The 23,621-nt window shown below is 64.9% G+C and carries 20 protein-coding genes and 1 riboswitch; of the genes, 6 read left to right on the top strand and 14 right to left on the bottom strand.

Annotation, left to right across the window (positions count from 1 at the left end; genetic code table 11):
• Positions 1-46: 46 nt before the first annotated feature.
• The 8 genes from parC to M2D63_RS12995 all read right to left on the bottom strand — a co-directional run bounded on the left by parC (position 47) and on the right by M2D63_RS12995 (position 8,423).
• The gene (gene parC, locus M2D63_RS13030) at positions 47-2,305 is read right to left on the bottom strand and encodes a DNA topoisomerase IV subunit A (RefSeq protein ID WP_285863336.1); all 2,259 of its coding nucleotides are present in this window, start codon (positions 2,303-2,305) and stop codon (positions 47-49) included.
• Positions 2,306-2,315: 10 nt separating this feature from the next.
• Positions 2,316-2,834 carry a TIGR02281 family clan AA aspartic protease gene (locus M2D63_RS13025; protein ID WP_285863335.1) on the bottom strand — a complete coding sequence of 173 codons (519 nt, stop codon included), beginning with the start codon at positions 2,832-2,834 and terminating at the stop codon, positions 2,316-2,318.
• Positions 2,831-3,817 carry an esterase-like activity of phytase family protein gene (locus M2D63_RS13020; protein ID WP_285863334.1) on the bottom strand — a complete coding sequence of 329 codons (987 nt, stop codon included), beginning with the start codon at positions 3,815-3,817 and terminating at the stop codon, positions 2,831-2,833. Before M2D63_RS13020 ends, M2D63_RS13025 begins: the two co-directional genes overlap by 4 nt.
• Positions 3,814-5,718, bottom strand: coding sequence for a DNA topoisomerase IV subunit B (gene parE, locus M2D63_RS13015; RefSeq protein WP_285863333.1), 1,905 nt, complete (start codon positions 5,716-5,718; stop codon positions 3,814-3,816). The genes M2D63_RS13020 and parE overlap by 4 nt, the downstream gene beginning before the upstream one ends.
• A 36-nt stretch (positions 5,719-5,754) precedes the next feature.
• A complete protein-coding gene (locus M2D63_RS13010) occupies positions 5,755-6,363 on the bottom strand; it encodes a YqiA/YcfP family alpha/beta fold hydrolase (protein WP_285863332.1) in 609 nt (202 codons plus the stop codon).
• Positions 6,364-6,465: 102 nt separating this feature from the next.
• On the bottom strand, positions 6,466-7,278 hold the full coding sequence (gene cpdA / locus M2D63_RS13005; protein ID WP_285863331.1) for a 3',5'-cyclic-AMP phosphodiesterase: 813 nt from the start codon (positions 7,276-7,278) through the stop codon (positions 6,466-6,468).
• Between the two features lie 84 nt (positions 7,279-7,362).
• A complete protein-coding gene (locus tag M2D63_RS13000) occupies positions 7,363-7,815 on the bottom strand; it encodes a DUF1249 domain-containing protein (RefSeq protein WP_285863330.1) in 453 nt (150 codons plus the stop codon).
• Positions 7,806-8,423: an NUDIX domain-containing protein gene (locus M2D63_RS12995; RefSeq protein ID WP_285863329.1), complete on the bottom strand. Its 618-nt coding sequence runs from the start codon at positions 8,421-8,423 to the stop codon at positions 7,806-7,808. Before M2D63_RS12995 ends, M2D63_RS13000 begins: the two co-directional genes overlap by 10 nt.
• 184 nt (positions 8,424-8,607) lie before the next feature.
• Between M2D63_RS12995 and M2D63_RS12990 the strand changes: the two genes are divergently transcribed.
• A complete protein-coding gene (locus M2D63_RS12990; RefSeq protein WP_285863328.1) occupies positions 8,608-9,354 on the top strand; it encodes an RsiV family protein in 747 nt (248 codons plus the stop codon).
• Here the strand turns inward: M2D63_RS12990 and cytX are convergent.
• Entirely contained in the window at positions 9,323-10,615 is a 1,293-nt protein-coding gene (cytX, locus tag M2D63_RS12985; RefSeq protein WP_285863327.1) for a putative hydroxymethylpyrimidine transporter CytX, read from the bottom strand. The two genes, M2D63_RS12990 and cytX, sit on opposite strands and share 32 nt — an antisense overlap.
• A 117-nt stretch (positions 10,616-10,732) precedes the next feature.
• Complete coding sequence (thiC, locus tag M2D63_RS12980; protein WP_285863326.1) at positions 10,733-12,619, bottom strand: phosphomethylpyrimidine synthase ThiC; 1,887 nt, start codon at positions 12,617-12,619, stop codon at positions 10,733-10,735.
• Positions 12,620-12,777: 158 nt separating this feature from the next.
• A riboswitch (TPP riboswitch) is annotated at positions 12,778-12,882 on the bottom strand.
• Positions 12,883-13,025: 143 nt separating this feature from the next.
• Between thiC and M2D63_RS12975 the strand changes: the two genes are divergently transcribed.
• On the top strand, positions 13,026-14,456 hold the full coding sequence (locus tag M2D63_RS12975; protein ID WP_285863325.1) for a TolC family outer membrane protein: 1,431 nt from the start codon (positions 13,026-13,028) through the stop codon (positions 14,454-14,456).
• Between the two features lie 65 nt (positions 14,457-14,521).
• Here M2D63_RS12975 and waaA read toward each other — a convergent pair whose 3' ends face one another.
• The gene (gene waaA, locus M2D63_RS12970; RefSeq protein ID WP_285863324.1) at positions 14,522-15,790 is read right to left on the bottom strand and encodes a lipid IV(A) 3-deoxy-D-manno-octulosonic acid transferase; all 1,269 of its coding nucleotides are present in this window, start codon (positions 15,788-15,790) and stop codon (positions 14,522-14,524) included.
• A gap of 14 nt (positions 15,791-15,804) precedes the next feature.
• Positions 15,805-16,695 (bottom strand): LysR family transcriptional regulator, encoded by an 891-nt coding sequence (locus tag M2D63_RS12965; protein WP_285863323.1) that lies wholly within the window; start codon positions 16,693-16,695, stop codon positions 15,805-15,807.
• Between the two features lie 87 nt (positions 16,696-16,782).
• Here M2D63_RS12965 and M2D63_RS12960 point away from each other — a divergent pair, with 87 nt between their 5' ends.
• The 4 genes from M2D63_RS12960 to M2D63_RS12945 are packed head-to-tail and all read left to right on the top strand — an operon-like array spanning position 16,783 to position 20,160.
• A complete protein-coding gene (locus M2D63_RS12960; protein ID WP_285863322.1) occupies positions 16,783-17,115 on the top strand; it encodes a multidrug efflux SMR transporter in 333 nt (110 codons plus the stop codon).
• A 53-nt stretch (positions 17,116-17,168) separates the two neighbouring features.
• Positions 17,169-18,344, top strand: a complete 1,176-nt coding sequence (locus tag M2D63_RS12955; protein WP_285863321.1) for an FAD-binding oxidoreductase — start codon at positions 17,169-17,171, stop codon at positions 18,342-18,344.
• Positions 18,341-19,150 carry an aldo/keto reductase gene (locus tag M2D63_RS12950; protein ID WP_285863320.1) on the top strand — a complete coding sequence of 270 codons (810 nt, stop codon included), beginning with the start codon at positions 18,341-18,343 and terminating at the stop codon, positions 19,148-19,150. Before M2D63_RS12955 ends, M2D63_RS12950 begins: the two co-directional genes overlap by 4 nt.
• Before the next feature lie 47 nt (positions 19,151-19,197).
• Positions 19,198-20,160 carry a metal ABC transporter ATPase gene (locus M2D63_RS12945; protein WP_285863319.1) on the top strand — a complete coding sequence of 321 codons (963 nt, stop codon included), beginning with the start codon at positions 19,198-19,200 and terminating at the stop codon, positions 20,158-20,160.
• A gap of 81 nt (positions 20,161-20,241) precedes the next feature.
• On the opposite strand, the gene hldE is transcribed toward M2D63_RS12945, so the two are convergent.
• A complete protein-coding gene (gene hldE / locus M2D63_RS12940; protein ID WP_285863318.1) occupies positions 20,242-21,663 on the bottom strand; it encodes a bifunctional D-glycero-beta-D-manno-heptose-7-phosphate kinase/D-glycero-beta-D-manno-heptose 1-phosphate adenylyltransferase HldE in 1,422 nt (473 codons plus the stop codon).
• Between the two features lie 129 nt (positions 21,664-21,792).
• A complete protein-coding gene (gene msbA, locus M2D63_RS12935; RefSeq protein WP_285863317.1) occupies positions 21,793-23,607 on the bottom strand; it encodes a lipid A export permease/ATP-binding protein MsbA in 1,815 nt (604 codons plus the stop codon).
• Positions 23,608-23,621 lie beyond the last annotated feature (14 nt).

Below are 23,621 nucleotides of genomic sequence, written 5' to 3'. Positions count from 1 at the left end.
CAGCCTCGAACGGGCGCTAATTTACCCATTCGAGGCTCTGCACGACTTAACCGAGGCTTTCCACCATCAAGGCGTCTACCCGCTGGAAGCCACGTGGCAGCTTGTTGCCGCGACGACCACGCTCACCCTTGTAATGCTCGAGGTCATCGGCCTTCAGAGACAGCGTACGCTTGCCAGCCTGCAATACAAGGGTCGCGCCGTCGGCAATGACCGCAAGATCGGTGACATATTCTTCACGGTTGGCCACCCGATCACCGGGGATACCGATGATCTTGTTGCCCTTGCCTTTACCCAGTTGAGGCAGGTCGCTGATCTTGAAGATCAACAGCCGGCCCTCGGTCGTCACTGCCGCCAGCCAGTTCTGTTCACGGTCGGCCACCGGTCGCGGGGCGAGCACCTTGGCGCCATTGGGCAGGCTGAGCAACGCCTTGCCGGCCTTGTTCTTGGCCTGCAGGTCTTCACCCTTGACCACGAAGCCGTAGCCGGCGTCGGAAGCGATCACATACAGTGCGTCGTCTTCAGGCAGCAGCACGCACTCGAAGGCTGCGCCCGGCGGCGGCGTCAGGCGCCCGGTCAGCGGCTCGCCCTGGCCACGGGCCGACGGCAAGGTATGGGCGGCCACCGAGTAACTGCGACCGGTGGAGTCGATGAACACGGCAAACTGGTTGGAACGCCCGGCTGCAGCGGTCTTGAAGCCATCACCGGCCTTGTACGAGAGGCCGGTGGCATCGATGTCATGGCCCTTGGCACAACGTACCCAGCCCTTTTCCGATAGCACGACGGTTACCGGCTCGGTCGGCATCAGCTCGTTTTCCGACAGGGCCTTGGCTTCGGCGCGCTCGATGATCGGCGAACGGCGGTCGTCGCCGTAGGTTTCGGCATCCTTGATCAGTTCGGCACGTACCAGCTTGCGCAGCTTGCTCTCGCTGCCGAGCAGGGCGATCAGCTTGGCTTGTTCCTTGGCCAGTTCGTCCTGTTCGTTGCGGATCTTCATCTCTTCCAGCCGTGCCAGTTGGCGCAGGCGGGTCTCGAGGATGTATTCGGCCTGGGTTTCGGTCAGGTCGAAACGGGCAATCAGGGCAGCCTTGGGCTGATCCTCGGTGCGGATGATGTGGATCACTTCATCCAGGTTGAGGAAGGCCACCAGCAAGCCTTCGAGCAGGTGCAGGCGGCGCTCGACCTTGTCCAGGCGGAAACGCAGGCGGCGACGTACCGTCTGCACGCGGAATTCCAGCCACTCGACCAGCAGCGCCCGCAGGTTCTTCAGCTGCGGGCGGCCGTCCAGGCCGATGATGTTGACGTTGACCCGGTAGCTCGACTCAAGGTCGGTGGTGGCGAACAGGTGCTGCATCAGCTCGTCGAGGTCGACCCGGTTGGAACGGGCGATGATCACGATCCGGCACGGGTTCTCGTGGTCGGACTCGTCACGCAGGTCGGCCACCATCGGCAGCTTCTTGGCCTGCATCTGCGCGGCGATCTGCTCCAGCACCTTGGCCCCGGAAACCTGGTGGGGCAAGGCAGTGACGACGATGTCGCCATCTTCAATGCGGTACACCGCACGCATGCGCACCGAGCCACGGCCGCTTTCGTAGATTTTCAGCAGTTCGGCGCGCGGCGTGATGATCTCCGCTTCGGTCGGGTAGTCCGGCCCCTGGATATGCTCGCACAGCTGCTCGACCGTGGCCTTGGGCTCGTCCAGCAGGCGCACGCAGGCGCTGGCGACTTCGCGCAGGTTGTGCGGCGGCACGTCGGTGGCCATGCCCACGGCAATACCGGTAGTGCCGTTGAGCAAGATGTTCGGCAGGCGCGCCGGCAGCACCGCAGGCTCGTCCAGGGTGCCGTCGAAGTTCGGCACCCAGTCGGCGGTGCCCTGGCCCAGCTCGCTGAGCAGCACTTCGGAGTAACGCGACAGGCGTGCTTCGGTGTAACGCATAGCGGCGAACGACTTCGGATCGTCCGGCGCACCCCAGTTGCCCTGGCCATCGACCAGGGTGTAGCGGTAGCTGAACGGCTGGGCCATCAGCACCATGGCTTCATAACAGGCCGAGTCGCCATGGGGGTGGAACTTGCCGAGCACGTCACCGACGGTACGCGCCGACTTCTTGTGCTTGGCGTCGGCGTCCAGCCCCAGTTCGCTCATGGCATAGACGATGCGTCGCTGCACCGGCTTGAGACCGTCGCCGATATGCGGCAGGGCACGGTCCATGATCACGTACATGGAGTAGTTGAGGTAGGCCTGTTCGGTGAAGTCAGCCAGTGACCGGCGCTCTACGCCATCGAGGCTGAGATCAAGGGAGTCGCTCATGCGGGCCTCATCATTTCAGGTTCTGGCGCAGCAGCAAGGTGCCGCCACGCTGGGTAAATTCGAGTTGTTTGAGGGCGCTCATGCCCAGTAGCACCTGTTCGCCATCCAGCCCTGGTACCACCAGGGCGCGCACATCGCGCAGCTCGATGTCGCCCAGTTGCAGCGCGTCCAGGCGCGTGCGGTAACCCTGGGTGCGGCCATTGGCGGTACTGAGCATCACCGGGGCGCCGCGGGCAAGGTCGAGCTTGCCGGCCAGCACCTCGGGAATGGCCACGTCGGTGGCACCGGTATCGAGCAGAAAATGTACCGCCTGGCCATTGATCCGGCCATCGGCGACGAAATGCCCCTGGCCGTTGCCCGCCAGCTGCACCTCGATAAAGCCATCGCCATGTTCCGAGCGGACCTGGGCATTGGGATTGGCCTGACGCTGCTCCCAATCGCCAAAGAAGCGCGTGGCCAGAAACAAGCCGGCCGCCCAGGCCAGGACCAGCATGACCCGGCCGGCACGCTTGCCCGCTGGCTGGCTCACGGCTTGGCACTCCAGCCGCCTTCAGGGGCGGCAAAGCGCCAGACCATCGGACGGGATTCGCCATCCTGGCGGGTGGCACCGTTGTTGTCGACGCCAATCCAGGCGCCCTTGGCATCAATCGCCAGGGCCTCGGCCAGGCCGAACGGTTGAGTGTACCGGCGTGGCTCGGCCAGGGCGTCTGCTGCGTACGACCAGCAACGCTCGACCTGGCCGCTGGCCGCATCGCGTCGGCAGATCCGGTGGGCATTGCGTTCCAGGGTGAACAGTTTGTTGTTGAACAGCACCAGATCGGAAAAATCCCGCGGCAGCGCCCGGGCACCAGGCATCTGCGGCGGTTGCATCTCGACCCCGGCCTCGCTGAGCAACACACAGCCGCCGGCGCAGTTCCATACGGTCTGCTGGCGGTTGATCAGCAGCAGGCCACGGCGCTCACGCTCGGCGGCCAGCCAGATGCGATCGCCGGCAGGGTTGACCGCCAGGCCTTCGAACAGGGCGTTGAAATGCAGCAGCATGCCACTGGCCCGCGCCTGGCGAACCATGCTCGGGTCGATCTTCAGCCAGTCGGGCTCGCCCTTGACCGGCACCTGCAGCACGGCGGCATGGGCCTCGCTGACCAGGTAGCGGTTGCCGGCAGCGTCGCAGCTCAGGCCCTCGAAATCCAGGTCGCCACCGCGCACCATCCCCGCTGCCCAGGTACGCGAGCGGATGCCCCAGGGCAAGCCGCTCTCCGGCACCGGTGGCACGGCCATTGGCACCGCAACGGCCTGCCAGAGCGGTGCCGCGGTGTCGAGCCGGTACAGCAGGTCATCGTCACGATCGGACAATGCCCACAGCTCGTCCTTGCACAATGCCAGGCCCGACAGGTTGCCACCGCGCATGCCCTCGACCGGGTGCTCGCTCAGCATCTTCAGCTCCGGCCAGGGTGCGGCCTGGGCGGACAGGGCAAACAGACCAACGACTGCGGCCAGCAGCAGACGAATCAAGCCAGGACCTCGGCCAGGTTGCCTTTGGACTCGAGCCAGTTCTTGCGATCGCCAGCGCGCTTCTTGGCCAGCAGCATGTCCATGATCTCGCGGGTGCCGTCCAGGTCGTCCAGGGTCAGTTGCACCAGGCGACGGGTGTTCGGGTCCATGGTGGTTTCACGCAGCTGTGGCGGGTTCATCTCACCCAGGCCCTTGAAGCGGGTGACCTGCGGCTTGCCGCGCTTCTTCTCGGCCACCAGGCGATCGAGGATGCCATCGCGCTCGGCTTCGTCCAGGGCGTAGTAGATTTCCTTGCCCAGGTCGATACGGTACAACGGCGGCATGGCCACGTAGACGTGACCGGCCTCGACCAGCGGGCGGAAATGCTGGACGAACAGGGCGCAGAGCAAGGTGGCGATGTGCAGCCCGTCGGAGTCGGCGTCGGCGAGGATGCAGATCTTGCCGTAGCGCAGCTGGCTCATGTCCGCCGCGCCCGGGTCGACACCGATGGCCACGGCGATGTTGTGCACTTCCTGGCTGGCCAGGACCTCACCGCCATCGACTTCCCAGGTGTTGAGGATCTTGCCGCGCAGGGGCAGGATCGCCTGGTATTCCTTGTCCCGCGCCTGCTTGGCCGAACCACCGGCCGAGTCACCCTCGACCAGGAACAACTCGGCGCGCATCGGGTCCTGCCCGGCGCAGTCGGCCAGCTTGCCCGGCAGCGCCGGCCCCTGGGTCACGCGCTTGCGCTCGACCTTCTTGCTGGCCTTCAGGCGCCGCCCGGCGTTGCTGATGGCCAGCTCCGCCAGTTGCATGCCCATTTCCGGGTGGGCGTTGAGCCACAGGCTGAACGCATCCTTGACCACGCCGGAGACAAAGGCCGCCGCCTCGCGGGACGACAGGCGCTCCTTGGTCTGCCCGGAGAACTGCGGCTCCTGCATCTTCATCGAGAGGACGAAGGTGATGCGCTCCCAGACGTCTTCCGGGGCCAGCTTGACCCCGCGCGGCAGCAGGTTGCGGAACTCGCAGAACTCGCGCATGGCATCGAGCAGGCCCTGGCGCAGGCCGTTGACGTGGGTGCCGCCCTGGGCCGTGGGGATCAGGTTGACGTAGCTTTCCTGGACGCTGTCGCCGCCTTCGGGCAACCACAGCAGGGCCCAGTCGACGGCCTCCTTGTTACCGGCCAGGCTGCCGCAGAACGGCTCGTCCGGCAGGCGCTGGAACTCGCTGACCGAATCGACCAGGTAGGAACGCAGGCCGTCTTCGTAGTGCCATTCGACCTTCTCGCCGCTGGCCTTGTCCTCGAAGCTGACCAACAGGCCCGGGCACAGTACCGCCTTGGCCTTGAGCACATGCTTGAGGCGGCTGATGGAGAATTTCGGCGAATCGAAATACTTCGGGTCCGGCGAGAAATACACGCTGGTACCGGTGTTGCGCTTGCCGACGCTGCCGATCACTTCCAGCTCGCTGGCCTTGTAGCCATCGGCGAAGGTCATCTGGTACTCGTTGCCGTCGCGCTTGACCTTGACCCGCACCTGGCTGGACAAGGCGTTGACCACGGAGATACCGACCCCGTGCAGGCCACCGGAGAACTGGTAGTTCTTGTTGGAGAACTTGCCGCCGGCATGCAGCTTGGTCAGGATCAGCTCGACCCCGGACACGCCCTCTTCAGGGTGGATATCCACCGGCATGCCGCGTCCGTCGTCGGACACTTCCAGCGAATGGTCGGCGTGCAGGATCACCTGCACCGATTTGGCGTGCCCGGCCAGGGCTTCGTCGACACTGTTGTCGATCACTTCCTGGGCCAGGTGGTTCGGCCGGCTGGTGTCGGTGTACATGCCCGGGCGCTTGCGTACCGGGTCAAGGCCCGAGAGGACTTCGATGGCGTCTGCGTTATAGGCACTAGCGCTGGGAATGGCCATGGGTTCTCGTCGTCAGTCGTGGGTAAAAATAAGTCATCAAAATACAGAAAAATCGAGCATTTGATACTGCTGGGGGGCAATGCCGGCAAAGCTCAGCAACGCCGGCAGGCGCTCGGCAAAGCCCTGGAAACTGTGGTCGCCACCGGCCTGGATGCGCAGGGCGCAGGCCCGGTAGAAGCGCTCGGCCTGGCGGTAGTCCAGGGTCTCGTCGGCGGTCTGCAGCCAGACCTGGTAGCGCCCGGCATCCGTGGGCGGTGCAACCTCGAGCTCGGCCAGGGCCTGCACGTGATCCAGGGTCAGTTCCCAGGATTCACCGGTGTAATGGTTCTGCTGGGTGCCGAGATAGCCGTCGAACCGCAGGTGCGGGTTGACCGCCGGGTTGATCAGCAGCGCCTTGAGCCCGTGGCGTTCGGCCAGATGGGTGGCATAGTAGCCGCCGAGCGAGCTGCCGACCAGTAATGGCGATCCGAGCTCGGCGATGGCGCTTTCGAGCTGGGCCATGGCCTGGCGTGGGTGGTGATGCAGGGCCGGCACCCGCAGGCGCTCGCCCAGGCCGATCTGTTGCATCACCTCGACCAGCTGGCAGGCCTTTTTCGAGGAAGGTGCGCTGTTGAACCCGTGAATATAGAGAATCGAACCCGACATGCCGCCCTCGCTACCCCTGACTCGCCCGGAACACCAGGCAGGAAAGCGCGCATTTTAGCCTGTTCGGCGGCTCATTGAACGGTTTCAGCAATTTGGCAACACTTAATACCCGTCTTCATAGTCGACGTCGAAGTTGAAGTCGCTCACTCGCGAAACCCCGGTCTCGATGCCGCCATCAGGCTGCAGACGCAGCCAGCGGTAGCCGGGCGCCTGGTCGCCGACCTTGAAGTCTGCGCTGCCGGGCTCGAACTGGATACAGGTGGAAGGCGAAGCCAGCAGCCGCACACCGTCGCGCAGCTGGTCCCACTCCTGGTGGATATGGCCCCAGAGCAAGGCGCGCACCTGTGGATAACCCTTGAGCCGGTCGAACAGCGCGTCGGCATTGCGCAGCCCGATCGGCGCCATCCAGGCACAGTCGATGGCGACCGGCTGATGGTGGAAGCAGATCAGGTGATGACGCTCGGGCGCCTGGCTCAATGACTGTTCGAGCAGCTCGAGCTGCCCCGCGTCGAGGACCCCGGGAACCGCCCCCGGCACCGCCGAATTGAGCATCAGGATGCGCCAGTTGCCGATATCCACCTGCGGCGCCAGCAGGTCGGTGCCTTGCGCCGCCCGCTCCATCGGCAGCGGCTCGTCGTGATTGCCGGCGAGCCAGCGGGCCGGCGCACCGAGGCTCGCGGTCAGGTCACGAAAACTCGCATAGGATTGCTCGGTGCCGTCCTGGGACAGGTCGCCGGTGGCCAGCAGCAGGTCGATGCGCGGCTGCTCTTCACGCACCCGCTCGATGACCCGCTGCAGGCTGTCGCGAGTGTTCATGCCCAGCAGCGTACGGTGCGGCTCGGCAAACAGGTGGCTGTCGGTCAGTTGCACCAGGTAGACCGGTGCGTCGCCGGAAAGGATCGATGGTTGCGGCAAGGGCCGACTCCTGGAGAGGATTCAGCGCGATTATGGCGGCAAGCGTCGCTTGAGCAAATATGCGAAAACGACCGGCGTCACATTTCAGCGAACCACTGCCAACTCATGGCCACAGGCCAGGCAATGACTCAGCCATTCGCCCAGGAACAGGTTGAGCTGGGCCTTTTCGTCCGGCTGGTGCATGGCCGCATTCGGATAGGGGTAGACACTGCGAAAGCGCCGGGCGTGCTCGGCGCTGACCACTTCGGCCATCCGCGCGTCGTGGTACACCTGCACTTCCAGTTGCGGCACCGGCAGCCAGGGCAGGCTGTGCTCCTGGCGCACGCGCAGGGTGGTGGTATAGGGACAGGCGAGTACCACGTCGAGCACCAGCACGCCGAGCATCTGGTCACCCTGGGTCATGCCGATCCGGCGCGAGCTCTTGGCCGTGCGCATATCCGGCAACAAGCGCATCAGACGCGCATAGTTGGCCTCGCAGGCAGCCTGCAACCCGACCAGATCGACCCGGTAGCGCTCGCGCAAGAGATTCACGACCATAGCCCCCTGACTTCATCCCGGTTCAAGGCCAGCCACTGCAAGGCAATGATGGTTGCCGCATTGGCGATCAGCCCGTCGCGTACGGCCTGTAGCGCGTCCTCGAACGCCCAGACCTTGACGCGGATATCTTCACCCTCTTCCTCCAGGCCATGCAGACCGCCCGCCCCAGCGCTGTCGCAACGGCCCAGATACAAGTGTACGTATTCATCACTGCCGCCAGGAGACGGGAAGTACCGCGTCATCGGCCACAGCGTCTGGATCTTCAGACCAGCTTCCTCCTGCGCCTCGCGGTGCGCAACTTCTTCCGGCGCTTCGTCCTTGTCGATCAGACCGGCGACCAGCTCGATCATCCAGGGGTTGGCCACCTTGTCCAGGGCACCGACGCGAAACTGCTCGATCAGCACCACTTCGTCACGCTGGGGGTCGTAGGGCAGCACACAGACCGCATCATGGCGCACGAACAGCTCACGGCTGATCTCCCGGCCCATGCCGCCGGCGAACAACTCGTGGCGCAGGCGCACCCGGTCGAGCTTGTAAAAGCCCTGGAAACAGTTCAATCGCTCGACGATCTCGACACCCTTGGGCACAGCGTTCAACTCATCTGACATGGCAATCCTCACGACCTCATCTACTGCATCGCGCCATCCTAACCTGCGCATCGGCGCGTTTCACCCCTTTCAAGATACCGGCCAGGCTGCGAGGATAGACCGCCTGCTGATATTGAGCTTAGTGGCGAACTGAAGGCCCTGCCGACGGTCCAAGCCCGATCAACTCCGCCTGACAAGGATCATCATGACGCTTGTGAAACTGACTTCCGTGGCTGTGCTGGCCCTGGCCCTGGGCGCCTGCCAAAGCCTGTTCCAGCCCAACATGCGCACGCCCCTGGAGGTCAAGCGCGACCGCTGGGAACACATCAAGCCCGGTTGCACCACGGCCGATTGCCCGCTGGTGAACATCGACACCATTCACTTCCCGGCCAACCCCAAACTGGATGCGATCGTCGAGAAACGCCTGCTGCAGATGACCCAGGACAACGAGCGCAACGCCCTGCCCAGCTCGCTCAAGGCCTATGAAGATCAATTCATGGCCTCGGCCGAAAGCCGCCACAGCAGCTACCTGCAAGCCAAGGTACGCGAGCAGCATGACGGACTGGTGATCATCGAGCTGTCCAGCTACCTGGACACCGGCGGCGCCCACGGCATGCCCGGGCGCGGCTTCATCAACTACTCGCGCCAGCAGGACAAGGTGCTCACCCTGCAGGACATGCTGGTGCCGGGCCAGGAGGCGACCTTCTGGAAGACCGCCGAGGAAGCCCACAAGGCCTGGCTGATCAGCACCGGCATGGACAAGGACGCCGAGTTCGTCAAGACCTGGCCGTTCCGCCAGACCTCGCACATCGCCCTGACCTACGGCGCGGTGGTGCTCAAGTACGAAGTGTATGCCATCGCCCCGTACTCCATGGGCCACATCGAACTGAAGATCCCCTACCCGCGCCTGAATGGCGTGGTCAAGCCGGAGTTGTTTCCCGGTCGCGGCTGACGGACGGCGCTGCCGCCCAGTACACGCACCCTGCCAGCAGCAAGGCCGGCAGGGTCGAACCGACATCCGCCGCGTAATGGGCCAGCAGATGGTAGGTGGCCACCCCGCAGGCCCAGGCCAGCAGCGCCCGCCCGTGCAGGCTGTGGATGGGGCTGGCATCGCTGCGACGGCGACGCACGATGAAGTGATCGACCAGCACCACACCGAACAGCGGCGCGAACACCGAACCGATCAGCAGCAGGAAATTCTGGTACTGCGCCAGCGGCGCAAAGCAGGCGATCAGGGTGCACAGCACACCGATGGCCAGGGCCAGGTGCTCGACCTTCAGGCGCACCAGCAGGCCGGTGGAGACCGCCGCCGAGTGAATGTCGGCAAAGGCCTTTTCCGATTCGTCGAGCAGGATCAGCAGCAGCGGGATACCCAGGCCGGCACCGGCCAGCGCCAGCAGCAGGGTGTTGACCTCGCCCGCCGGGGCAAAGGCCAGGGTATAGGCCACGCCCAGGCTCATCATCCACACGTTGCCGACGAAGTAGCCCAGCGCGGTGCCGACGAACACCCGGCTGGCATGGCGGCTGAAGCGTGAGTAGTCGGCGATCAGCGGCAGCCACGACAACGGCATGGCAATGGCGATGTCGATCCCCACGGCCAACGACATCGAGCCATCCCCGGCGCGGGCCCACAGGGCGCCGAGGTCCGCCTTGGCGAACAGGTTCCAGGTCAGCCACAGGCAGGCGCCGAGCAACAGCCAGATGCCCCACTTGCGCAGGATCTTGCGCACGAAGGTCAACGGCCCGCTGACCGCCAGCAAGGTGGCCAGGGCGCCGAAGCACAGGGTCCACAGCAACGGGTTGGTCAGCGCACTGTCCTCGCCGAAGGCGCGCGCACCCAAAAGGCTCGCGGCATCGCGCATGACGATGATCTCGAACGAACCCCAGCCGATCAGTTGCAGCAAGTTGAGCAGCGCCGGCAAGCGCGCCCCGTCACGACCGAGGCTGCGGCGCAGGGCGGCCATGGACGACAGCCCGGTGTCGCTGCCGATGACACCGACTGCCGCCAGCAGCAGGACGCCCACGCTGGTGCCGACAATGATCGCCAGCACGGCGTTGGCCAAGCCCAGGCCGGGGCCGAGCAAGGCGCCGGTCTGCAGGACCATCAGGCCGATGCCGAGGGAGAACCACAGGGAACAGAGGTCGCGGCCACTGAGGACGCGCTGTTGGGCGGTGACGGGGTGATCGGGGGAGAACTGGCTGGGTGTGCTCACAAGGGGTGGTCTCGACAGGGAGAAAATTGTTGTTCTTGGACGACCTGTCGCGGGGCAAGCCCGCTCCCACAGGGAAAATGGTTTCCTTGTGGGAGCGGGCTTGCCCCGCGATACGGTTTACACCTTTTTGTACAGCTGGCTGCCTTCCTGGCGGAACCGCTCGGCCTGCTCGCGCATGCCGTCCTCGACCGCCACGTCCACCGCGTCGATGCGCTGGTTGGCGGCGTATTCACGCACTTCCTGGGTGATTTTCATCGAGCAGAACTTCGGCCCGCACATGGAGCAGAAGTGGGCGACCTTGGCCGAATCCTTGGGCAGGGTCTCGTCATGGAACGAACGCGCGGTGTCCGGATCCAGGCCAAGGTTGAACTGGTCTTCCCAGCGGAACTCGAAGCGCGCCTTGGACAAGGCGTTGTCACGAATCTGCGCGCCCGGATGGCCCTTGGCAAGGTCGGCGGCATGGGCGGCGATCTTGTAGGTGATGATGCCGGTCTTGACGTCATCCTTGTTCGGCAGGCCCAGGTGCTCCTTGGGGGTCACATAGCAGAGCATGGCGCAACCGAACCAGCCAATCATCGCCGCACCGATGCCGGAGGTGATGTGGTCGTAGCCCGGGGCGATGTCGGTGGTCAGCGGGCCGAGGGTGTAGAACGGCGCTTCGTCGCAGCACTCGAGCTGCTTGTCCATGTTCTCCTTGATCAGCTGCATCGGCACGTGGCCCGGGCCTTCGATCATGCACTGGACATCGTGCTTCCAGGCGATCTTGGTCAGTTCACCGAGGGTTTCCAGCTCGCCGAACTGCGCTTCGTCGTTGGCATCGGCAATCGACCCCGGACGCAGGCCATCGCCCAGCGAGAAGCTGACGTCGTAGGCCTTCATGATTTCGCAGATTTCGTCGAAGTGGGTGTAGAGGAAGTTCTCTTTGTGGTGCGCCAGGCACCACTTGGCCATGATCGAGCCGCCACGGCTGACGATACCGGTGACGCGCTTGGCGGTCAGCGGCACGTAGCGCAGCAAGACGCCTGCGTGGATGGTGAAGTAGTCCACGCCCTGCTCGGCCTGTTCGATCAGGGTGTCGCGGAACAGCTCCCAGGTCAGGTCTTCGGCCACGCCATTGACCTTTTCCAGCGCCTGGTAGATCGGCACGGTACCGATCGGCACTGGCGAGTTACGGATGATCCACTCGCGGGTTTCGTGGATGTGCTTACCGGTGGACAGGTCCATCACCGTGTCCGAGCCCCAGCGGATACCCCAGGTCAGCTTGGCCACTTCTTCTTCGATGGATGAGCCCAGGGCGCTGTTGCCGATGTTGCCGTTGATCTTCACCAGGAAGTTGCGGCCGATGATCATCGGCTCCAGCTCCACGTGGTTGATGTTGGCCGGGATGATCGCGCGACCGCGGGCGATTTCCTCGCGCACGAATTCGGCGGTGATTTCCTTCGGAATGCTGGCACCGAAGCTGTGCCCGGCGTGCTGCTGATCGAGCAGGCCGGCGGCGCGGGCTTCCTGCAGCTTCATGTTCTCGCGGATGGCGACGTATTCCATCTCGGCGGTGATGATGCCCTGGCGCGCATAGTGCATCTGGCTGACGTTGGCGCCGGCCTTGGCCCGGCGCGGGTTGCGCACGTGGGCGAAGCGCAGCTTGGTCAGCTCGGCATCGGCCAGGCGCTGCTGGCCGAAGTCCGACGACAGCCCGGCCAGGCGCTCGGTGTCGCCACGGGCGTCGATCCAGGCCGAGCGTACGTCGCCCAGGCCCTTGCGCACGTCGATGACGACAGTGGGGTCGGTGTAGGGGCCGGAGGTATCGTAGACCAGCACCGGTGCATTGGGCTCGCCGCCGAAATCGGTAGGGGTGTCGTCCAGGCTGATTTCACGCATCGGCACGCGGATATCGGGGCGCGAGCCTTCGACATAGATTTTGCGCGAGCGGGTGAACGGCTGTACGGACTGTTGATCGACCTGGGCCGACTCACTCAGATTGGTATATTTTTCTTGTTTACTCATCACAGGCTCTCCAGACGGCTTCACTAGCAGTGGAATGTCGGGGAGAACCTGAAAGGCACGGACGCACCATGGCTGGTGCTGTGCCGGATACGCGGTGATGCCTGCAGCTGCAATGGCTGGCTCGACATTCCCGGACCTGGCACAAGAGACTCGCCGGGAAAGCGAGAAATCTTGTTCCCTACGCAGGCGCTAACCTGATCAGGTTCAACGGGATCCGGATTATCCGATCTCAGCCTCAACGCAAGGCACCCCGACAAGAACGTGCCCAGTCTAGACTGGACTCACCTGCAAAGCCAACAGTACGAACACGGGCACGATAAATGGCGTAAATGGCAGATTGTTGCCAAGTGTCCACCCATCTACACTCACCCGCTCAGAGACACTCAATTTGTTCAAGGATCGCCCTATGCTGCGCAAACTTTCACTGGCCATTGCCGTGTCTTGTGCTACCAACGGAATGGCCTGGGCAGCGGACGTGCCCATCTCGGCGAAGAACGATCTGGTCAGCGTCTACCAGGAAGCCGTGAACAACAACGCCGACCTGGCTGCAGCCCAAGCCAACTATGGCGCCCAGAAGGAAGTGGTACCCCAGGCCCGTGCCGGCCTGCTGCCGAACCTGTCCGGCGGCGGCACCATGCAGAATACCCGCACCAAGCTCGACAGCCCTTCGATCACCTCCAACCGCAGCGGCAACTCCTGGCAGGCCACCCTGGCGCAGCCGGTGTTCCGTGCCGATCGCTGGTTCCAGTTGCAGGCCGCCGAAGCCTTCAACGAACAGGCCGCCCTGGAACTGTCGGCCACCGAGCAGAACCTGATCCTGCAGTCGGCGGAAAACTACTTCGCGGTCCTGCGCGCTGAAGACACCCTGGCCTCGACCAAGGCCGAGGAAGCGGCCTTCAAGCGCCAGCTCGACCAGTCCGAAGAGCGCTTCGACGTGGGCCTGTCGGACAAGACCGACGTGCTGCAGTCCCAGGCCAGCTACGACACCGCGCGGGCCAACCGGATCGTCGCCCAGCGCCAGGTCGACGATTCCTACGAGGCCTTGATCACCTTCACCAACCGCTACTACAAATCGATCCAGGGTATCGTCCACACCTTGCCGATCCAGGTGCCGGTGCCCAACGATGCCAAGCTGTGGGTCGAAACCGCCGGCAAGCAGAACCTCAACCTGCTGGCGAGCAACCATGCCGTCGACGCCGCCGAGGAAACCCTGCGCCAGCGCAAGGCCGGCCATGCGCCGACCCTGGATGCCGTGGCCCAGTACCAGAAAGGCGACAACGACAACCTGGGCTTCAGTAACCCCAACCTCGGCGGGACCATCAGTGGCGACGTCGAGCAGACCAGCGTCGGCCTGCAGTTGAACATCCCGATCTACAGTGGCGGCCTGATCAGCTCGCAAGTGCGCGAGGCGTACCAGCGCCTGAACCAGACCGAGCAGCAGCGTGAAAGCCTGCGCCGCCAGGTGGTGGAAAACACCCGCAACCTGCACCGCGCAGTGAACACCGATGTGGAGCAGGTACAGGCGCGCAAACAGTCGATCATTTCCAACCAGAGCGCGCTGGAAGCCACCGAGATCGGCTATCAGGTCGGTACCCGCAACATCGTCGACGTGCTCGATGCCCAGCGCCAGCTGTACACCTCGGTGCGCGACTACAACAACACCCGCTACGACTACATCCTCGACAACCTGCGCCTGAAGCAGGCCGCCGGCACCCTGAGCCCGCAGGACCTGACCGACCTCAGCCGTTACCTGAAACCGGACTACAACCCGGACAAGGACTTCCTGCCGCCTGACCTGGCAGCGGCGGCCAAGGCCAACTTCGACGCCCGTCCCTGAAACGCATCGCGGGGCAAGCCCGCTCCCACCGGATCCGGTAGGAGCGGGCTTGCCCCGCGATCAGTTCAAATCAAACGCCCCAGCCCATCGAGCAAGCGCTGCAGCGCCCCCTGGTTGGCTTTCATGACCGCCCGCCCGGCCTCACCCATGCGCCGCGCATCCTGCGGCAACTCGATCAGCCGCCGCACCGCAGCCGCCAGGCCCTGGGCATCATCCACTTCCTGCAAGGCACCCGCCTCACGCAACATCGCCGCGATTTCCAGGAAGTTGAACAGGTGCGGACCGCTGAGCACCGGCAACGACAACGCCGCCGGCTCCAGCAGGTTGTGCCCGCCGTTGGGCACCAGGCTGCCGCCGACAAAGGCCATGTCGGCCAGGGCATAGAGGAACAGCAACTCGCCCATGGTGTCGCCAAGCAGCACCGCGGTATCGCCAGCCACCGGCTCACCGCTGGAACGGCGAACGGTCGGGAACTGCTGGCAGCACAGCTCGAACACGCTGTTGAACCGCTCAGGATGACGCGGCACCAGGATCAGCAGGGCATCGGCATGGTGTTCGAGCAATCGGCGGTGCGCCGCCAGAATCACTTCATCCTCGCCTTCGTGGGTGCTGGCCGCGATCCACAGCGGACGCTGGCCGGCCTGCCACTGCTCGCGCAAGGCCCGGGCCTTGGGCAGGAGCTGCTCGTCGATGCGCAGGTCGAACTTGATCGAGCCGGTCACCTGCACGCATTCCGGGCGCGCACCCAGTTGACGGAAGCGTTCGGCTTCGGTTTCGGTCTGCACTGCAATCAGGCTCATCTCGGCCAGCATCGGTCGGGTCAGGCCGGCGAAGCGGGCGTAGCCGCGGGCCGAGCGCTCGGACAACCGGGCATTGGCCAGGGCCACTGGAATGCCGCGCCGGGCGCACTGGTGGATGTGGTTGGGCCACAGCTCGGTCTCCATGATCACCGCAAGGCGAGGCTGGACATGATCGAGGAAACGCCCGGCCGCCCAGGGCAGGTCATAGGGCAGGTAGCAGTGCTGGATGCGCGGCTCATCGGCGAACATCGCCCGCACCCGCTCGGAGCCGGTCGGGGTCATGCAGGTGATGGTGATCGGCAGCTGTGGATAAGCCTTGAGCAAGGCACGAATCATCGGCGCGGCGGCAATGCTCTCGCCTACCGACACGGCATGCACCCAGATGCCGCCCTTGCCCATGGCCGGCAGGTTCATGGCAAAGCGCTCGCCGATGCGCTGGCCGTAGGCCGGGGCCTTGCGCGCGCGCAGGAACAGGCGCAGCGCAACCAGCGGCAGGCCCAGGTGAAACAGCAAGGTATAGAGGGTTCTGTTCATGGCGCCGAAGTGTACTAGCCAATGGCACGCAAGTGCACTGCGAAGCGTTCGGCCAACCACTGGGCCGCGGGCCCCAGCGGTTCGTCACGCCGCCACACCAGCTCCACCACCAGGGCGGGTGGGCTCCACTCGCTGCTCAGCTCGACCATCTGTGCGTGATAGGTCGGGTACTGCACCACGTGCCGGGGCAGCCAGGCCCAGCCCAGGCCGCGCATCAGCAGTTCGGCCATGGCGTAGAAACTGTCGGCCCGCCAGATCTGCGGACTGATCGGCTCGCCGCCGGGGTAGCCGCTTTCCTGGGGGGCGATCAGCAACTGTCGATGCCTGGCCAGTTGCTGGCGGTTGACCCGGGTCAGCTGCGCCAGTGGGTGGTTGACGGCGCAGACGGTAACCATCTCCACTCGCCCCAGGGCGCGGCGCTCCAGGGTCGGCGGCATGCGCTCGTGGTGGAACAGCAAGCCAAGGTCGGCGCGACGCTCCACCAGTTTGCGCGCCACATCGCCCTGGGCACCGCTGGCCAGTTGCACCTCGAGCAAGGGGAACTGCCGGGCCAGTTCATCGAGGCTGTCGATCACCGGTTGATAGGGCATGGCCTCGTCCTGCGCCACCCGCAGCTGCGCCTCCTGGCCGCGCATCAGCGCCAGCGCCCGACCGTCCAGGCGCTCGCACTGGCGCAACAGTTCGCGCGCGTCCTCGAGCAACGCCGCCCCGGCCTCGGTCAGGCGCGGCTGGCGACCGCTGCTGCGTTCGAACAGGGTGACACCCAGGTCGGCCTCAAGCAGGGCAATGGCACTGCTCACGGCCGACTGGGCCTTGCGCTGGGCACGGGCAACCGCTGAAAACGAACGCTGCTCGGCCACTCGTACAAACAGGCGTAGTTGCTCCAGGTTCCACTGTTCGGCCATTCAACCTATCTCCTTTAAAGATAGGTAATGACTTTACCCCATCCAGGCATGCTCTAGAATGCCCAGCCAGAACAGAGGACCACCACCATGAACGCCTACACCTACCTGGCCATTGCCATCTGCGCCGAAGTCATTGCCACCGCCTCGATGAAAGCCGTGAAAGGCCTGAGCACGCCCCTGCCCTTGCTGCTGATGGTCTGTGGCTACGCCGTGGCGTTCTGGATGCTGACCCTGGTGGTGCGCAGCATTCCGGTAGGCATTGCCTATGCCATCTGGTCGGGCCTGGGCATCGTCCTGATCAGCGTCGCGGCCCTGGTGATCTACGGGCAGAAACTGGATATCCCGGCCATGGCCGGCATGGCCATGATCGTCGGTGGCGTGGTGGTGATTCAGCTCTTCTCGAAAACCGCCGGGCATTGATTCTGCTCACAGGCTGTATACTGGGCGTCTGTCCAAGCTTGTGAGGTGCATGCATGCCATCCGTTATTTCCACCGACGTGCTGATCGTCGGCGCAGGGGTCGCAGGCCTCTGGCTCAACGCCCGCCTGCGCCGCCTGGGTTATTCGACGGTCGTGGTGGAACGCGCCAGTCTCGGTGGCGAGCAGACCCTCAAATCCCAGGGCATCATCCATGGCGGCACCAAGTACGCCTTGCACGGCGCCCTGACCGGCGCCTCGGAAGCCATTGCCGACATGCCGCGGCGCTGGCGCGAGGCCCTGGCCGGCAACGGCGAGCTGGACCTGTCCGGCGTGCGCCTGCTGTCCGAAGCCCACTACCTGTGGTCGCCCGGCACCCTGACCGGCAACCTGACCAGCTTTTTCGCCAGCAAGGCGGTGCGCGGCCGGGTCGACCAGGTCAAGGGCGATCAACTGCCGCCCGCCCTGCAGGACCGCGCCTTCAAAGGCAAGGTCTATCGCCTGGCCGAACTGGTCGTCGACGTACCGAGCCTGCTGGGCCGCCTTGCCGAACTGGCGGGCGACAGCCTGCTGGCCGGCGAGCGGATCGAACCCCTGGAGGAAGCCGGTGAACTGGCCGGCCTGCGCGTCGATGGCCGCGAGATCCGCGCCCGGCGCATCGTCCTCAGCGCCGGCGCCGGCAATGCCGGCCTGCTCGAAACCCTGGGCCTGAGCCAACCGGCCATGCAGCGTCGACCGCTGCACATGGTCATGGCCAAGGGCGCCAGCCTCAAGCCCCTTTATGCCCACTGCCTGGGCGGCGGTCCCAAGCCACGGATCACCGTCACCAGCCACCCGGCCAGCGACGGCCAGTGGGTCTGGTACCTGGGCGGCGACCTGGCCGAAGCCGACGGCGTAGCCCGCGAACCCGAGGCACAGATTGCCGCGGCGAAGAAAGAAGTCGCCAGCCTGCTGCCCTGGATCGACCTGAGCCAGGTGCGCTGGGCCACGGTGCGCATCGACCGCGCAGAACCTGCGCAATCGGGCCTGGTGCGCCCGGACAACGCCTTCCTCGCCGAACAGCAGCGCCTGCTGGTGGGCTGGCCGACCAAGCTGGCCCTGGCGCCGGATTTCGCCGACCGCGTGCTGGCCACGCTAGAACGCGACGGCATCCAGCCAGGCGGACAAGCCGCCCTCCCCGACCTGCCCAAGCCGCCGCTGGCCGTGCCGGTCTGGGAGCAATTGCTGCCATGAGCCTGCCGAGCCTTCACCACCTGCACCGCCCCCTGGGCAGCACCGGCCTGCGCGTTTCGCCGCTGGGTCTGGGCACGGTAAAGCTGGGCCGCGACCAGGGGGTCAAGTACCCCAGCGGCTTCACCATTCCCGATGACGACAAGGCCCGCCTGCTGCTGGCCCAGGCCCGCGAGCTGGGCATCAACCTGATCGACACGGCGCCAGCCTATGGGCGCAGCGAAGAGCGTCTGGGCCCGCTGCTGCGTGGTCAGCGCGAAGACTGGGTGATCGTCAGCAAGGTCGGTGAAGAATTCGACAACGGCCAGTCGCACTTCGACTTCAGTGCCGCACATACGCGCTTTTCCGTCGAACGCAGCCTCAAGCGCCTGGAAACCGACCATATCGACCTGGTGCTGGTGCATTCCGACGGCAACGACCTGCACATCCTCCAGCACGAAGAGGTCTACCAGACCCTCGAAGCGCTGAAGCAGGAAGGCAAGATCGGCGGTTTCGGCCTGTCCGGGAAAACCGTGGCCGGCGGCCTGAAGGCACTTGAGCGCGGCGATTGCGCCATGGTCACCTACAATCTGAACGAACAGGCTGAACGCCCGGTGCTCGACTATGCCGCCGAGCATGGCAAGGCGATCCTGGTGAAAAAAGCCCTGGCCAGCGGACATGCCTGCCTGAGCCCGGGCGTTGACCCGGTGCGCGCCAGCTTCGAACTGCTGTTCGCTCACCCCGGGGTCAGCAGTGCTATTGTCGGTACCATCAACCCTGTACACCTGGCCCACAACGTGGCCACGGTTGCCGCCGTACTGGGTAGCTGACGCCCATGCCGCCGTCGCGGCCGCCCCCCACGCAAGTAGGAGCCGACATGCCGCGAACGCTGATCCGCAAGAACCCGAGCACCTTCAAGACCCTGCCCCTGCACGTCGAAGCCAGCCCTGAGGGGCTGTGCTACCAGAGCATCGGCATGCCGCAGAACTTCGCCCAGACCCAGCAGCGGCGCAAGCAGATCCACCTGGCCGACAGCCAGCGCTTCGCCGTGGAACTGGCGAACCTGGGCGTCTCGGTGCGCCTGACCCTGCACTGGCAGAACCGCGACTACTGGGTGCTGGTGCGCCAGCGCCGCCAGGACCGCGGCGACGTGGTGCTCAAGCTGATTTCCGGCTATGTCCCCGCCCAGGAGCTCAACCTGCCGCTGCACACCGCCATCCAGGAAGTCGCCGAGGAGTGCCTGCTGGAAACGCCGGAGGGCTGGCTTGGCGGGCGCTTCAATGACACCTGGCTACCGGCACCCTACGCCGATGCCCTGCACTACCGCGAAGCCATGCCCTTCGTCCTGACCCCGCAGTCCGGTGCGGCGAGACCGGTGCGCTGCGCCAACCTGCACCTGCTGGAGCGGCCACGGGCCTATGTGCATTTGCCCACAGCCTCACTGCAACTGATCTACGACCTGCGCCTGCAGGTGCCGCGCGAAGCCCGGTCGCTGAGCCTGTTCCATGTCGATGAGCGCCTGGAAGGCAATCAACTGGTGGCCCGCCTCAACCGCAGCCGCCCGGACCTCTACCTGATGCCCCTGGAGGACGGCCAGCCACGGGCCGAACTCTACACCTTGAAGAAAGACCAGCTGCAGCCCGCCAGCACCCGCGGCCTGTACCTGGCCGAAAGTTTTGCCCGGCAAGAGGGCTGGCTGGTCAGGGACGAGCGGATTCGCTGGAAGGACTGGGTTCGCCAGCAGGGGCTGGCCGCGCCGAAGCCGGACTCAGGATTGCAGCGGCTGACGGGCAAGGCGCGGGAGTTGTTGCAGCTGGCGCGGGGTGGGATGCGCAAGTAGATACCACCTGTGGGAGCGGGCTTGCCCCGCGATCGATCGTATTAACGCATCGCGGGGCAAGCCCGCTCCCACAGGCGTTGGTCAGTTCTTGCGGATTTTTTCGACAATCGCCGTGGTCGAGCTGTTCTCCACCAGCCCCAGCACCTTCACGGTACCGCCGTAGGCCCTGACGATGTCCGCGCCGACCACCTGGTCGATGCCATAGTCGCCGCCCTTGACCAGCACGTCGGGCTTGACCTGGCTGAGCAGGTTCTCCGGCGTACCCTCAGGGAAGCTGATGACCCAGTCCACCGCACCCAGGCCGGCGAGCACCGCCATGCGCCGGTCGACGCTGTTGATCGGCCGACCCGGACCTTTCAGGCGACTGACCGAGGCGTCGTCGTTGACCGCGACGATCAGGCGATCGCCCTGGGCCCGCGCCTGCTCCAGGTAGGTCACGTGACCGGCATGGAGGATGTCGAAGCAGCCATTGGTGAAGACGATCTTCTCGTTATGGGCACGGGCGTCGTCGATTGCCAGCAGCAGCTGCTCCAGGCTCAGTACGCCACGCTCGGAGCCTTCTTCGCGCTGGATGGCGCGACGCAGCTCCGGCGCGCTGATGGCCGCCGTACCGAGCTTGCCGACCACGATGCCGGCCGCGAGGTTGGCCAAGCCCACGGCGTGGGGCAACTCCTCGCCGGCGGCAATGGCTGCGGCCAGGGTCGAGATCACCGTGTCACCGGCACCGGTGACGTCGAACACTTCACGTGCCCGGGCCGGCAGGTGCAGGGCCGGGTGGTCCGGACGCAGCAAGGTCATGCCGTGCTCGCCACGGGTCACCAGCAAGGCGCCCAGCTCCAGCTCGGACATCAGCTGGCCACCCTTGGCCACCAGCTCGGCTTCATCGGCGCAACGACCGACAATGGTTTCGAACTCGCTGAGGTTCGGCGTGATCAGGCTGGCACCACGGTAGATCGAGAAGTCCTTGCCCTTGGGGTCGGCGAGCACCGGAATGCCTTTGGCGCGCGCGGCCTGGATCAGGCTCTGGTGATTCTTCAGCGCGCCTTTGCCGTAGTCCGACAGCACCAGCACCTTGACCCCTTCGAGCAGGGCGTCGACTTCAGCGCCCAGGGACAGCGGATCGGTCGCGAAGGGCTCTTCGAAGTCGATACGCAGCAGTTGCTGGTGACGGCTCATGACCCGCAGCTTGACGATGGTCGGCTGGTGGGCGATGCGCTGGAAGATCGAGCGCACACCGGCGGCCTGCAGGCTGTTGGCCAGGCTGTCGGCGGCCTCGTCCTGGCCGGTGACCCCGACCAGTGCCGCCGGGGCACCCAGGGCGGCGATGTTCAAGGCAACGTTGGCCGCACCGCCGGGACGGTCCTCGATCTGGTCGACCTTGACCACCGGCACCGGGGCTTCAGGCGAAATCCGTGAGGTACCGCCATGCCAGTAGCGGTCGAGCATGACATCGCCCACCACCAGTACCGGAGCTTGATCGAAACGCGGCATGGACAACTTCATGGATAACCCATTTATACGAAATTAACAGGGGCAGGATATTAGCACAGGCCAGGCGAAGGCTTGGTTACCGCCTTGCCGACAAGCGCTTCAGAATGCAACCGGGACCCTGGGCGGGCCCCGGTGACAGGCTCAGGTGATATCGGCCTTGGCCGGCTCGTCCAGGCCCATGGCGTGCAACCTGGCGTAGTAGCCATTGGCAGCCAGCAGCTCGGCGTGGGTGCCGCGCTCGACCAACTTGCCCTGGTCCATGACCAGGATCATGTCGGCCTTTTCGATGGTCGACAGGCGATGCGCGATCACCAGCGTGGTCCGCCCCTTCATGACATGGTCGAGGGCCGCCTGGATATGCCGTTCGGACTCGGTGTCCAGGGCCGAGGTGGCCTCGTCGAGGATCAGCAACGGCGCGTTCTTGAGCAGGGCCCGGGCAATCGCCAGGCGCTGGCGCTGGCCGCCGGACAACAACACGCCATTTTCACCGACCTGGGTGTCGAAGCCGTGGGGCAACTGCTCGACGAAGTCCTTGGCGTAGGCATCGGCGGCAGCGGCCTCGATTTCGGCACGCGGCGCACCAGCCAGGTCGCCATAGGCGATGTTGTTGGCCACGGTGTCGTTGAACAGGGTGACGTGCTGGGTCACCTGGGACACGTGGCGACGCAGGTTACGCAGGCGATAGTTCTCGATTTCCACGCCATCGAGCAGGATCTGCCCCTGATCATGGTGGTAGAAACGCGGAATCAGGGCAGCCAGGGTCGACTTGCCACTGCCCGAGCGGCCCACCAGGGCAATCATCTGCCCAGGCTCGGCGGTGAAGGAGATATCCGACAACACCTGACGCTCGGTACCGGGGTAGGTGAAGCTCAGGTTGCGCACTTCCAGGCGCCCTTCCACCCGCTCCAGCTCCACGGTGCCGGTGTCCACTTCCGGTGCTTCGTCCAGTTGCTCGAAGATGCTCTCGGCACCGGCCAGGCCCTTCTGGATGGTCGAGCTGACTTCCGACAGCTGGCGGATCGGCTTGGGCAGCAGGCCCGCAGCGGTGATGTAGGCCACCAGGTCACCGGCCGTGGCATCGCCACGCAGGAACAGCACCAGGAACATCAGCGCCGCCATGGCGGTGTAGATCACCAATTGCAGCATCGGCGTGTACACCGCACCGGTCTTGGTCATGCGCAGTTGCTTGTCGGTGTTGCTCTGGCTGGCGTTGGCGAAGCGCTCCTGCTCGTAGTTCTCGCCACCGAAGCTGCGCACCACGCGATAGCCCTGGATGGTTTCCGATGCGACATGGGTCACATCGCCCATCGCCACCTGGATCTTCTTGCTCTGCTTGCGGAATTTCTTGCTGGCACTGCCGACCATCAGGGCGATGATCGGCAGGATCGCCAGCATGACCAGGGTCAGCTTCCAGTTCATCCACAGCAGGTAGACGAACAGGAACACCACCGTCAGACCCTCGCGGATCACCACCTTGATGGCATCGGTGGCGGCACCGGTGACCATGGTGACGTTGAAGGTGATCCGCGAGATCAGGTGGCCGGAGTTGTGGTTGTCGAAGTAGCGGTTGGGCAAAACCAGCAGCTTGTTGAACAATTCGACGCGCAGGTCATGGACCAACCCGAGGGAGACCTTGGCCAGGAAGTAGTTACCCAGGAACGACCCCAGGCCCTGCCACGCCGCGATCAGCACGATCAGCAACGGCACCGCCTGCAGCAGTTGCAGGTCGCGCAGGTAGGGGATGTTGGGGAACAGTACCGCCTGGGGGTTGCTCAGGCCATCGACGAAATACTTGAGGATCCCGGCCAGCATGGGCTGGGTCGAGGCAAAGATCACGAAACCGACGATACTCAGCACGAAAATGCCGATGTACGGTTTCACATAGCTCAGTAGCCGGAAGTAGATTTTCAGGCTGGAGCTGCTCTGCTGCTCCGCCTTTAGCGGTGTTTCGGCCATCGTCGAGCTCGCTG

Origin of the sequence: Pseudomonas sp. BJa5, from assembly GCF_030272875.2 — a bacterium.
In the GTDB taxonomy this organism is placed as follows: Bacteria; Pseudomonadota; Gammaproteobacteria; order Pseudomonadales; family Pseudomonadaceae; genus Aquipseudomonas.
The sequence above is the reverse complement of the archived record's forward strand: the minus strand, read 5'-3'. Positions and strand labels throughout refer to the sequence as shown.

What these genes read in the sequence shown, in the direction of transcription:
- thiC (WP_285863326.1), bottom strand. Translation starts at nt 12,619, where the DNA reads ATGAGTAAACAAGAAAAATATACCAATCTGAGTGAGTCGGCCCAGGTC.
- M2D63_RS12960 (WP_285863322.1), top strand. Translation starts at nt 16,783, where the DNA reads ATGAACGCCTACACCTACCTGGCCATTGCCATCTGCGCCGAAGTCATT.
- M2D63_RS12950 (WP_285863320.1), top strand. Translation starts at nt 18,341, where the DNA reads ATGAGCCTGCCGAGCCTTCACCACCTGCACCGCCCCCTGGGCAGCACC.
- hldE (WP_285863318.1), bottom strand. Translation starts at nt 21,663, where the DNA reads ATGAAGTTGTCCATGCCGCGTTTCGATCAAGCTCCGGTACTGGTGGTG.
- M2D63_RS12955 (WP_285863321.1), top strand. Translation starts at nt 17,169, where the DNA reads ATGCCATCCGTTATTTCCACCGACGTGCTGATCGTCGGCGCAGGGGTC.
- M2D63_RS12975 (WP_285863325.1), top strand. Translation starts at nt 13,026, where the DNA reads ATGCTGCGCAAACTTTCACTGGCCATTGCCGTGTCTTGTGCTACCAAC.
- parE (WP_285863333.1), bottom strand. Translation starts at nt 5,718, where the DNA reads ATGGCCATTCCCAGCGCTAGTGCCTATAACGCAGACGCCATCGAAGTC.
- M2D63_RS12965 (WP_285863323.1), bottom strand. Translation starts at nt 16,695, where the DNA reads ATGGCCGAACAGTGGAACCTGGAGCAACTACGCCTGTTTGTACGAGTG.
- M2D63_RS12990 (WP_285863328.1), top strand. Translation starts at nt 8,608, where the DNA reads ATGACGCTTGTGAAACTGACTTCCGTGGCTGTGCTGGCCCTGGCCCTG.
- M2D63_RS12945 (WP_285863319.1), top strand. Translation starts at nt 19,198, where the DNA reads ATGCCGCGAACGCTGATCCGCAAGAACCCGAGCACCTTCAAGACCCTG.
- waaA (WP_285863324.1), bottom strand. Translation starts at nt 15,790, where the DNA reads ATGAACAGAACCCTCTATACCTTGCTGTTTCACCTGGGCCTGCCGCTG.
- msbA (WP_285863317.1), bottom strand. Translation starts at nt 23,607, where the DNA reads ATGGCCGAAACACCGCTAAAGGCGGAGCAGCAGAGCAGCTCCAGCCTG.
- M2D63_RS13000 (WP_285863330.1), bottom strand. Translation starts at nt 7,815, where the DNA reads ATGGTCGTGAATCTCTTGCGCGAGCGCTACCGGGTCGATCTGGTCGGG.
- M2D63_RS12995 (WP_285863329.1), bottom strand. Translation starts at nt 8,423, where the DNA reads ATGTCAGATGAGTTGAACGCTGTGCCCAAGGGTGTCGAGATCGTCGAG.
- M2D63_RS13010 (WP_285863332.1), bottom strand. Translation starts at nt 6,363, where the DNA reads ATGTCGGGTTCGATTCTCTATATTCACGGGTTCAACAGCGCACCTTCC.
- parC (WP_285863336.1), bottom strand. Translation starts at nt 2,305, where the DNA reads ATGAGCGACTCCCTTGATCTCAGCCTCGATGGCGTAGAGCGCCGGTCA.